This is a genomic window from Algoriphagus locisalis, from assembly GCF_900116615.1.
Lineage (GTDB): Bacteria > Bacteroidota > Bacteroidia > Cytophagales > Cyclobacteriaceae > Algoriphagus > Algoriphagus locisalis.
The window spans coordinates 909900-919806 of record NZ_FPBF01000002.1 but is presented as its reverse complement, the minus strand read 5'-3'; the positions used below and the strand labels follow the sequence as shown (position 1 = coordinate 919806).

The following is a 9907-nucleotide window of genomic DNA, read 5'->3' as shown; positions in this document are numbered from 1 at the left end:
TTCGATCGTACCTTCGAAAAGCATGGCCTGAAAATGAAAAGCTATGTGGCTGTCCAAAAGAAAATTCTAACCACCATCTACGCATTATGGAAAAACAACACCCCATTTGAAGATGATTATAAACCCCAAATATCCAAAGAACAGGAGCTGGAGCTTCCCTCTCCGGTCAGCTTTGCAAAAGCTGAAAAAAGTAGTGCCGATCAAGTCGGCACTACACAAGGTAAACATCCAAGTGAACGATCACTGTATGCTTCCTCTCCGGTATCGTAAAGGTAAAAATTTTCACAAAACTCTTGTTTCGAAAGATAGTACCTTGCGCCAAATGGGTCTCTTGTCTTACGTCTAGCTACTAGCGTCTAAAACTCAATACAAAAACGCCACTTTCACCCCACCATACCAATTCCTAGTCGGTGCGGGCTGATAGTATCTTCCGCCAAAAGGATTAAGATCATTGCCTAAGGAATAGCTTTCATTCAGCAAGTTGTCCACACCGGCAAAAGCCTCCAATTCCCATTTTCCTGCAAAACTTCTCGCCCAGCCGAATCTTGCATTGACCAAATTATAGGAATCCTGATAAACTGTATTGGCATCATTCAGCGGAATCTCATCCACGTATTGATGGGTGAAATTCAGGTAAAAACCTAGCGCAGTTCGAAGATCCAAACGGGAAACTAGCGTATTTGGAGCGACCCCAGTCAGGTCATTTCCTGAGAAGTCATTGTCTCCTTGTTGATAATTTGCAAAAGTGAAGTAATTCCCAGTGAATGCTGTCCCTATTTTTAGATCTCTCACAAAAGCTGTTTGATTTCGGATCAAAGCATAGTCTATCGCTGCTTCTATTCCTTTTTGATCAGTGGAACCTGCGTTTCTGAAAAGCACCACGCCTTGAGGGTTGGTGTAAGTTGTGATGGTCTGATCAAGTTTAAAGTAGAAAGCGGTCAGATCCAGGTTCAGCTTTCCTTTTCCCATCCTGTATCCAACTTCATAATTGATTCCCCTTTCAGCTTCCAGATCCAAATTCAAACTTCCCTCATTAGTCCTCACCTCATCGATAGTTGGTGGGGAAAAACCGCTGCTGATACTCCCATACACCCCAGAATAGTCGTTGAATTGGTAATTCACCGCAAACCTTGGAACGACAATCGGATCGAATTTTCTGGTTTGTAATCCTAAGTCTCCGCCAGAAGCGTCGATTTGTCTATCAATTTCCAGGCTGCTGAAATTCTCGCTAAGTGCAAAAGTCAGCAACAAACTTTCGGTAAGATTCCATTCCGCTTGTTGAAACAAAAACCCCTGTGTTGCCCGAAGTTTATCTGCAAAACGTACCGTATCCGCTACTCCGGCTCGGTTTCCAAAATTCTGTGCGTCCGTCAAACTGCTTTGATATTCTCCTCCCGCGATGATTCTCAGGTATTTTCCGGCTAATTTTCCATCATAAGTAAACTTTGTTCTTCCTCCATATCCAAAACCTAGCTCTTTTTTATAATCCAAAAGAAATGGATTTTCAAAATCATTAGTATTCAGATAGAGGGTTGTAGAGTTCTTGATTTTCGAAGAGAAGGTATATACATGCTCCAGTGAAGCAAAGACAGATTGCTGGGAAATAGAACTGTTTTGTTCCACCGAACCAGGCCGGGCTTGAGTCGGGTCTTCCGCTACTTGGTCCGCATTTAGTCCTCCCGGGATCTGATAATCTAAGTCGGAAACCAACAGTTGAGTTCGGATTTGCTGTTTGTCTGAAACAGAGAAAAATCCCCCCAGTTGGAATACCTGCCTGTCCATGGCTGATTGCTCCCTATAGCCATCTGATTTTTGGCTTACGTAAGAAGCCTCGAATCCACCATTTCCAACTTGTTGAGAAATTCCCAATCGATAGCGGGTCATACCAAAATCGCCAACCATAAAGTCTGCTGAAACTCTTCCTCCGATTGGATTTGCGGGGCTGTAAAGGTTTACCACACCACCATTTCCTGCACCATAGATACTTCCCGATGGACCCTTGATGACTTCCGCATTTCGGATATTGGATAGATCCAGCAAATTCAGAGCAGTGGTGCCATCTGGAGCGGTAAAAGGAACTTCATTCCAATACACCTTCACATTCCGCACGCCAAATGGAGCTCGGATCGAACTGCCACGAATAGAAATCCTATAACTCGCAGGAGCACGCTCTTCAATGCGAACGCCCGGTTTGGTATTAAATGAATTGACAATGGAGGTTTCATTGAAACGACTAAAATCCTGTTCCGAGACAACGGCGATTGCCGCGGATTGCTCTAGCAGAGGACGCTCGGATTCAAATGCTGAAACAGTAACTTCGGATAGGTTAAGCGATTTTTCGTATAACTCTACGGTATGCTCTCCTTCTCCAAAAGTGGCAGAAAAAGTATCAAAACCTGACTTGAAGAATGTAAAAACCTGATTTTGTGACGCGGAGAACGCTAAAACTCCTGATGCATTGGTAATTTGGGCTTTGCCATTCTCAGGATGAACCCGTACATTTTCCAAGGGAGTTTGGGTTTTTGCATCAACCACTTTAATCTGAATCTGCGCCTCACTCACAAATGAAATCAGCAGAAATATCAACATAAAAATTCTATTCATCTCGCAAATTAAAACCTTTCGATTGAACTTAACACCGCCATTCCACCAAAGGTCATTTCTAAAGTCTTTACTTTAGATACTTCTTTCAATATTGAGGCGAAAGCCCTAATTTTCTGTCTTAATTAATCACCTATGAAAAATTCACTTTGGTTAGCACTTTTGCTTACGCTTACTTTCTGTCAAGAAAAAGTTGCCCCGCCCGCGCCAGTTCTTCCAGTCCCAGATGCAAAGCAGATCGCTTGGCAAGAATTGGAGTATTATGGATTTGTGCATTTCAACATGAATACCTTTTCTGATAGAGAATGGGGGTTTGGTGATGAAAAACCAGAGATGTTCAATCCGACAGATCTCCAACCTAGACAATGGGCGCAGGTAGCCGCCGAAGCTGGAATGAAAGGCTTGATCATTACGGCAAAGCATCATGACGGATTCGTGCTTTGGCCTTCGGCTTATACAGAGCATTCTATCAAGAATAGCCCTTGGAAGGATGGAAAAGGTGATTTGATCAAAGAACTAGCGGAAGCATGCAAGGAATACGGTTTGAAATTCGGGATTTATTATTCGCCTTGGGATAGAAATCATCCCGACTATGGCAAGCCGGAATACATCACTTACATGAGAAATCAACTAACCGAATTGCTTACCAATTATGGGGATATTTTCGAAGTATGGTTTGATGGTGCAAATGGCGGTGACGGGTATTATGGAGGAGCAAACGAGACGCGAAAAGTAGATAAATTAACCTATTACGATTGGCCGAATACTTACAAACTTGTTCGTGAATTACAACCTGGAGCGATGATGTTCAGCGACGGCGGGCCTGATGTTCGTTGGGTAGGAAATGAGCATGGTTTTGCCTACGAAACCACCTGGTCAAATTTGATGCGGGACTCTGTTTATGCTGGGATGCCAGATTACCCGCAAAAATACGCAACTGGTCAAGAAAACGGTACACATTGGGTGCCAGCGGAAGCAGATGTATCGATTCGCCCGGGATGGTATTATCATAAATATGAGGACCATAAGGTCAGGTCGCTTCAGCAGCTATTAGAGATCTACTATAAAAGTATCGGTAGAAATAGCTCTTTACTGATCAACTTCCCAGTGGACACACGTGGGTTGATTCATGAAAATGATGTGGAGGCGATTTTGAAGTTTGGGGAAAAAGTGAAAGAGGATTTCTCTAACAATTTAGCTCCACAGGCAAGAGCCAGTGCTAATAAGGAAAGAGGAGCTGGATATGAAGTGGAAAATGTATTGGATGGAAATTATGAGACCTATTGGACCACTCCTGATGGAGGAAAGACTGGGGAGATTACCCTTGATTTTGGTACAGAAATGACTTTCAATCGACTTTTAATTCAGGAATACACGCCTCTTGGGCAGCGGGTGAAAGGGTTTGTATTGGAAAAAGAAGCTGAAGGAAACTGGGAGAAAATAGCTGAAGCAACTACCGTTGGACATAAAAGGATTCTTCGATTCCCTGATGTCACTGCTGCCAAAGTGCGGATAAGATTTACGGATGGAAAGGACATTCCTGTTATTTCTGAAATAGGAATTTACAATGCGCCTAAGCTCTTGTTGCCGCCAAATTATTCCAGAGCTACCTCTGGAGAAGTAACACTAAGCTCTCCGGATGAAGGATTGGAAGTTTATTATACATTGGATGGATCTGAGCCAAGCGCAGCAAGTCAGAAATATTCAGCGCCTTTTTCCATAGCTAAAGCAAGCACCTTGCAGGCCATTTCACTAAATCCTGAGTCTGGAAAGAAAAGTGATCCACTCCGCGTTGAAGTTGATTTGGCAAAATCAAAATGGGTTGGCGCTACCGAAAAATCTGCTTTGGCACTAGATGAAAAAGCTGGGTCTTATTTCACGAGTGAAGACAATAGTGTCACCGTAGATTTGGGAGAAAATGTGTTTCTGAAAGGCTTTACCTATATGCCAATGCAGGCTAGATATCCAAGTGGATTTATCACCAATTATGTGTTTGAAGTTAGTCCCGATGGAAAATCCTGGATACAAGTAGCTTCTGGTGAATTCTCAAACATTGTCAATAGTCCCATCGAGCAAATCATCCGTTTTGACGAAGTAAATGCTCGTTTCATTCGATTGAAAGCAATCAAGACAGCAGATGGAAACCCTGCGACTTTTGCGGAAGTGGGAGTTTTGACAAAATAATATTAGAAAGTTGAAAACCATGAAATCCCAATTAGCTCTAATTTTGGGCGCAGCCCTATTAGTTGCATCATGTACTCAAGAGGAAAAACAAGCTACTTCCTCTAAGCCTACTAAACCTAATGTCATTGTAATCCTATCGGATGACCAAGGCACGCTGGATTTGAATAGCTACGGTTCAACGGATTTATCTACCCCAAATCTAGATCGATTGGCAGCATCGGGTGTTCGCTTTACGCAATTCTATGCCGTGGCTCCAGTTTGCTCACCTTCCCGAGCAGGGCTTTTGACAGGCAGATATAATTATAATGCAGGGCTATACGGGAATGTGGACATACCTGATCATGATCCAGAGGGTAAGTCAGGCATGCCAACCGAGCAGATTACTATCGCAGAGTTGTTTAAGCCGGCAGGTTATAGGACAGCATCTATCGGTAAATGGCATTTGGGACATACACCAGAGAAGCTTCCAAACGGACAGGGCTTTGATTATTTCTTTGGGCATCAAAGGGGTTGTATAGACAATTACTCCCATTATTTCTTCTGGAGTGGTCCAAACCTGCATGATTTGTATCAAAATGAAAAGGAGATCTATAGACCAGGAGAATTCTTTGGTGACTTGATGGTGGAGGAAGTTAAAGCCTTTACTCAACCATCTGCAAATCCATTTTTTATCTATTGGGCGATCAATATGCCGCATTATCCTTATCAAGGCAGACCAAGTTGGTTGGAGCATTACAAGGATTTACCAAGTCCTCGCAGAGAGTATGCGGCTTTTATTTCCACCTTGGATGAATTGGTAGGAAATGTTTTGGATCATTTGGAGCAAACTGGCCAGTTGGATAATACGATCATTGTATTCCAATCCGATCATGGACATAGCACAGAGGAACGTGCATATTTTGGTGGAGGAAATGCAGGACCATTCAATGGAGCTAAGTTCAGTATGCTGGAAGGAGGGATTCGTGTTCCAGCGATAATTTCTTGGCCAGGTGGAGAACTTCCAAAAGGAGAGGTAAGAAACCAATGGGCTGGAAGTGTGGATTGGTTCCCAACGCTAGCCGACCTTACTGGGGTAGATTTGCCGAATGCAACCGATATGGATGGCATTAGTTTGAGAGATGTGATCTACGATAATGAAGCTTCCGGACATGATGTGATGCATTGGGCAACTGGAAATCCAGAAGTCAGCACTAACTCTTGGGCAGTTCGGAAAGGCCCTTGGAAACTTCTTGGCAACCCTCGAGATCCTGCCAATAAATTGAAATTTACTGAAGCGGATGATCTTTACTTAGTCAACTTATCTCAGGATAGTACTGAATCGAAGAATCTAAAAATGGAGCATCCTGAGGTTACTGCAGAATTACTAATGCTTCATGAGGATTGGTTAAAAGGCGTAATGGACAGCAGATCAAAATTAAGTGGTAATTAATCTTTGATTTGGCTAGATTCAAGCCAAGTTTTAGGACCCAAAACCTATTGAATAAATGAACAGACGAATAGCCCTTAGGCATCTCGCGCTGATTTCCGGAGGACTTGCCCTTATTCCTTCCTGTGATTTCAGCTCAGATGATATCCTAGCAGCATATGAAAATCTCAAAGTAACTGCATCACAAAAGCAGCTTTTGGGAGACATTTCCAATACAATTATTCCAGCAGGAGAGCTCAAAGGCGCACTAGAGTTGGAGGTTCCTGACTTTATTCTCGTGATGGTGAATGATTGCATGACTTCTGAAAATCAGATGCTTTTTAGCTCAGGCTTGGCAGCTTTTCCAGATTATGCAAAAAATAAGGCAGGCAAGAAGTATGATAAACTAACTGCCAAAGAGAAAGAGGATCTTATCCAAGCCGGTATTGATCTGAAGCCTGCAGAAACTCCTGAAGAAGAAAAGGACCGAGCAATCATGTATTTCTTGAATACGACTAAACGACTCACTATGCAAGGCTATATGGCCTCCGAGTACATTCAGACAGAAATTATTCCTTATTCTCTGATCCCTGGCCCTTACAACGGAGCGGCATTAATCTCAGAAACTCAAAAACCTAGAATCAATGGCTAATCTGAATATCAGAAACAAACAAGAACGGACCTATCAAGCGATAGTAGTAGGTTCCGGAGCCAGTGGTGGATGGGCTGCAAAAGAATTTGGTGATTTGGGAGTGAAGACTCTTCTGCTCGAAAGAGGAAGAGACGTAAAGCATATCAAGGATTATCCGACCACGAATATGCTTCCCTATGAATTCAAACATAGAGGAAAACTACCTCAAAAAGTATTGGACGAAAACCCAATTGTATCCAAGTGTTATGCCTTTGGGGAGGACTCAGAGCACTTTTTTGCTAAAGATGCTGAACAGCCATACATCCAGGAGAAACCATTTGACTGGATCAAAGGGTATCAGGTAGGAGGAAAATCACTTCTTTGGGCTAGACAGGTGCAGCGCTGGTCAGATTATGATTTCGAAGGTCCGGCACGAGATGGTTTTGCTGTCGATTGGCCGATTCGCTACAAGGATATTGCGCCATGGTACAGCCATGTGGAGAAATTTGCTGGTGTTTCAGGAAACCTTGATGGACTAGATACCTTGCCCGATGGAGAATTTCTGCCTGGTTATGAGCTGAATATTGTAGAGAAGCATTTTGCTCAAAAACTAAAGGAAACCTATGGAGGAGATCGTCACATGATTTCAGCTCGCTGTGCACACATCAACGGACCTCATGAGCAGTTTACTGCACAAGGCCGTGCTTTCTGTCAAAATAGAAACCTTTGCCAGCGCGGCTGCCCTTTTGGAGGATATTTCAGCAGTAATTCCTCTACGATTCCTTGGGCGTTGAAAAGTGGGAATGTGACCTTAAGACCAGATTCGGTAGTTCATTCCATTATTTACGATGAGGAAAAAGGAAAAGCAACGGGTGTACGAGTGATTGATGCACATACCAAGGAAATGGAAGAGTTTTACGCCGACGTAATATTTGTAAATGCCGCTGCGATCAATTCCAACGCCATATTAATGAATTCTACTTCTTCCAGATTCCCGAATGGATTAGGGAATGACAGTGGAGTTTTGGGTAAATACTTTGCTTTCCATAATTACCGGGCACAGGTAAATGGTTCTTATGAAGGATTTATGGAATATACCACTTCTGGCGGCAGACCTACGAGTGGCTACATTCCGCGCTTCAGAAATGTGAAAAAGCAGGAAACCGATTTCCTTCGGGGCTATGCGGGAGGATTTAGTGCATATCGTGGAGGTGGATATGTGGCTGATGCTAGAGTTGGGATGGATTTGAAAAATAACATGCTAAACCCAACTCCACCAGATGGTCCTTGGAGAGTAGGCTCGCACATGATGGGAGAGACTATTCCTAAAGAGTCAAACTACATTGCTTTGGACAAGGACAAGCTTGACCCATATGGTCTTCCAACCTTGAAATTCAATGTGTCCTACGATGATAATGACGAGAAAATGATTTTGGACTATCAGGAGCAGGTTTCTGAAATGTTTGCGAAAGCAGGGTTTACTGACATCAGAGTCAATGATGACCATAGAACGCCTGGTTTGGACATTCATGAGATGGGCGGGGTTCGCATGGGAAAAGATCCGAAAACTTCCATGCTCAATGGCAATCATCAACTGCATGCAGTACCAAATGTGTATGTGACTGATGGAGCTTGTATGACTTCTACTTCCACTCAAAACCCTACATTGACTTACATGGCTTTTGCTGCCAGAGCAGCACATCATGCGGTTAGTGAGAGCAAAAAAGGCTAATTCAGTAGCCAGTTGATTAGAAAAAACCCTTTGGAAAATTTGTGTTCCAAAGGGTTTTTTGATTTTTGCAAGTAAGAATTAAAATTCCAAAACGCTTGGTTTTCAGCCCTTTTCGCTTAAAATTCTTTATTAATTGCTTAATTAACATCCATTTTGAACAAAAGAGGGGTTAATGCGTGTTAAAAATCAGGTTAAATAACCAGCCCAACGAAATTATGAAGATAGGTATTGTTTGCTACCCGACCTTTGGAGGTAGTGGTGTAGTAGCAACAGAACTAGGAAAAGGTCTTGCGAAAATCGGTCATGAAGTTCACTTCATCACCTACAAGCAGCCCACCCGCCTAGATTTTTTTAGCGAAAATCTATATTACCATGAAGTGGATATTAAAAGTTATCCTCTTTTTGAGCATGCACCATATGAGTTGGCACTAGCCAGTAAAATGGTGAGTGTAGTGAAATATGAAAAACTGGATTTGCTTCACGTTCATTATGCCATTCCGCATGCGTCTGCCGCGTACATGGCTAAGCAAATTCTCAAAACTCAAGGAATACAAATTCCTGTAGTTACCACACTTCATGGGACAGATATTACGTTGGTAGGCAAAGACCCGAGTTATGAACCGGTAGTGACCTTCAGCATCAATCAGTCGGACGGAGTGACAGCGGTTTCTGAGGATTTAAGAAAAGAGACCTATGGTTTCTTTGATATTCAGCGTGAAATCGAAGTAATTCCAAATTTCATTGATCTGGAAAGGTTCAAACGCCAGAAGAAAGAACATTTCAAATTGGCGATTTGTCCGAATGGAGAAAAGCTCTTGGTGCACACGTCCAATTTTAGAAAAGTAAAGCGGGTAGAGGATGTCATTAGAGTGTTTTACGAAGTAAGAAAAGAGATTCCTGCCAAATTGCTGTTAGTAGGAGATGGACCAGAGCGTGATAAAATGGAGCGACTTTGCCGTGAATTAGGCACTTGTGATGATGTTCGTTTTCTAGGGAAGTTGGATGCTGTAGAGGAGGTTCTTTCTGTTGCAGATTTGTTTTTGATGCCTTCTGAGAAGGAGAGTTTTGGCTTAGCCGCCCTGGAAGCAATGGCCTGTGAAGTGCCTATACTCACTTCTGATGCTGGAGGTATTCCCGAACTGAATATCGATGGTGTCACAGGCTTCGTCTCAAAAATCGGGGATATTCCATACATGAAGGAAAAAGCACTTTATATTTTGGATGATGCAAATCTTCCGACATTTAAGAAAAATGCCCTTGCAAGAGCTAAGGAGTTCGATATTTCCAATATTTTACCTCTTTATGTCTCTTATTATCAGAAGACCATAGAATCAACAATGGCACAGATTTAATT

Annotated in this window: 6 protein-coding genes and 1 pseudogene; 6 read left to right on the top strand and 1 reads right to left on the bottom strand. The window is 42.7% G+C overall.

What is annotated here, in order from left to right:
* A pseudogene (locus BM386_RS23615) lies at positions 1-270 on the top strand (hypothetical protein); the annotation flags it as partial.
* A gap of 93 nt (positions 271-363) precedes the next feature.
* Here the strand turns inward: BM386_RS23615 and BM386_RS09090 are convergent.
* Positions 364-2604: a TonB-dependent receptor family protein gene (locus BM386_RS09090; RefSeq protein WP_091692829.1), complete on the bottom strand. Its 2241-nt coding sequence runs from the start codon at positions 2602-2604 to the stop codon at positions 364-366.
* A gap of 132 nt (positions 2605-2736) precedes the next feature.
* On the opposite strand from BM386_RS09090, the gene BM386_RS09085 reads away from it, so the two are divergent.
* The 5 genes from BM386_RS09085 (at position 2737) to bshA (ending at position 9905) form a co-directional block, all read left to right on the top strand.
* Complete coding sequence (locus BM386_RS09085) at positions 2737-4785, top strand: alpha-L-fucosidase (protein WP_091692828.1); 2049 nt, start codon at positions 2737-2739, stop codon at positions 4783-4785.
* Between the two features lie 19 nt (positions 4786-4804).
* A complete protein-coding gene (locus BM386_RS09080) occupies positions 4805-6214 on the top strand; it encodes a sulfatase family protein (protein ID WP_091692826.1) in 1410 nt (469 codons plus the stop codon).
* A 55-nt stretch (positions 6215-6269) separates the two neighbouring features.
* Positions 6270-6842 carry a gluconate 2-dehydrogenase subunit 3 family protein gene (locus tag BM386_RS09075; RefSeq protein ID WP_091692825.1) on the top strand — a complete coding sequence of 191 codons (573 nt, stop codon included), beginning with the start codon at positions 6270-6272 and terminating at the stop codon, positions 6840-6842.
* Positions 6835-8553, top strand: a complete 1719-nt coding sequence (locus BM386_RS09070; RefSeq protein ID WP_091692822.1) for a GMC oxidoreductase — start codon at positions 6835-6837, stop codon at positions 8551-8553. Before BM386_RS09075 ends, BM386_RS09070 begins: the two co-directional genes overlap by 8 nt.
* Before the next feature lie 215 nt (positions 8554-8768).
* A complete protein-coding gene (gene bshA, locus BM386_RS09065) occupies positions 8769-9905 on the top strand; it encodes an N-acetyl-alpha-D-glucosaminyl L-malate synthase BshA (protein ID WP_091692921.1) in 1137 nt (378 codons plus the stop codon).
* The last annotated feature ends 2 nt before the right edge of the window (positions 9906-9907 follow it).

Coding starts and splice junctions, on each gene's coding strand:
- BM386_RS09090 (WP_091692829.1), bottom strand. CDS start 2,604: ATGAATAGAATTTTTATGTTGATATTTCTGCTGATTTCATTTGTGAGT.
- BM386_RS09085 (WP_091692828.1), top strand. CDS start 2,737: ATGAAAAATTCACTTTGGTTAGCACTTTTGCTTACGCTTACTTTCTGT.
- BM386_RS09080 (WP_091692826.1), top strand. CDS start 4,805: ATGAAATCCCAATTAGCTCTAATTTTGGGCGCAGCCCTATTAGTTGCA.
- BM386_RS09075 (WP_091692825.1), top strand. CDS start 6,270: ATGAACAGACGAATAGCCCTTAGGCATCTCGCGCTGATTTCCGGAGGA.
- BM386_RS09070 (WP_091692822.1), top strand. CDS start 6,835: ATGGCTAATCTGAATATCAGAAACAAACAAGAACGGACCTATCAAGCG.
- bshA (WP_091692921.1), top strand. CDS start 8,769: ATGAAGATAGGTATTGTTTGCTACCCGACCTTTGGAGGTAGTGGTGTA.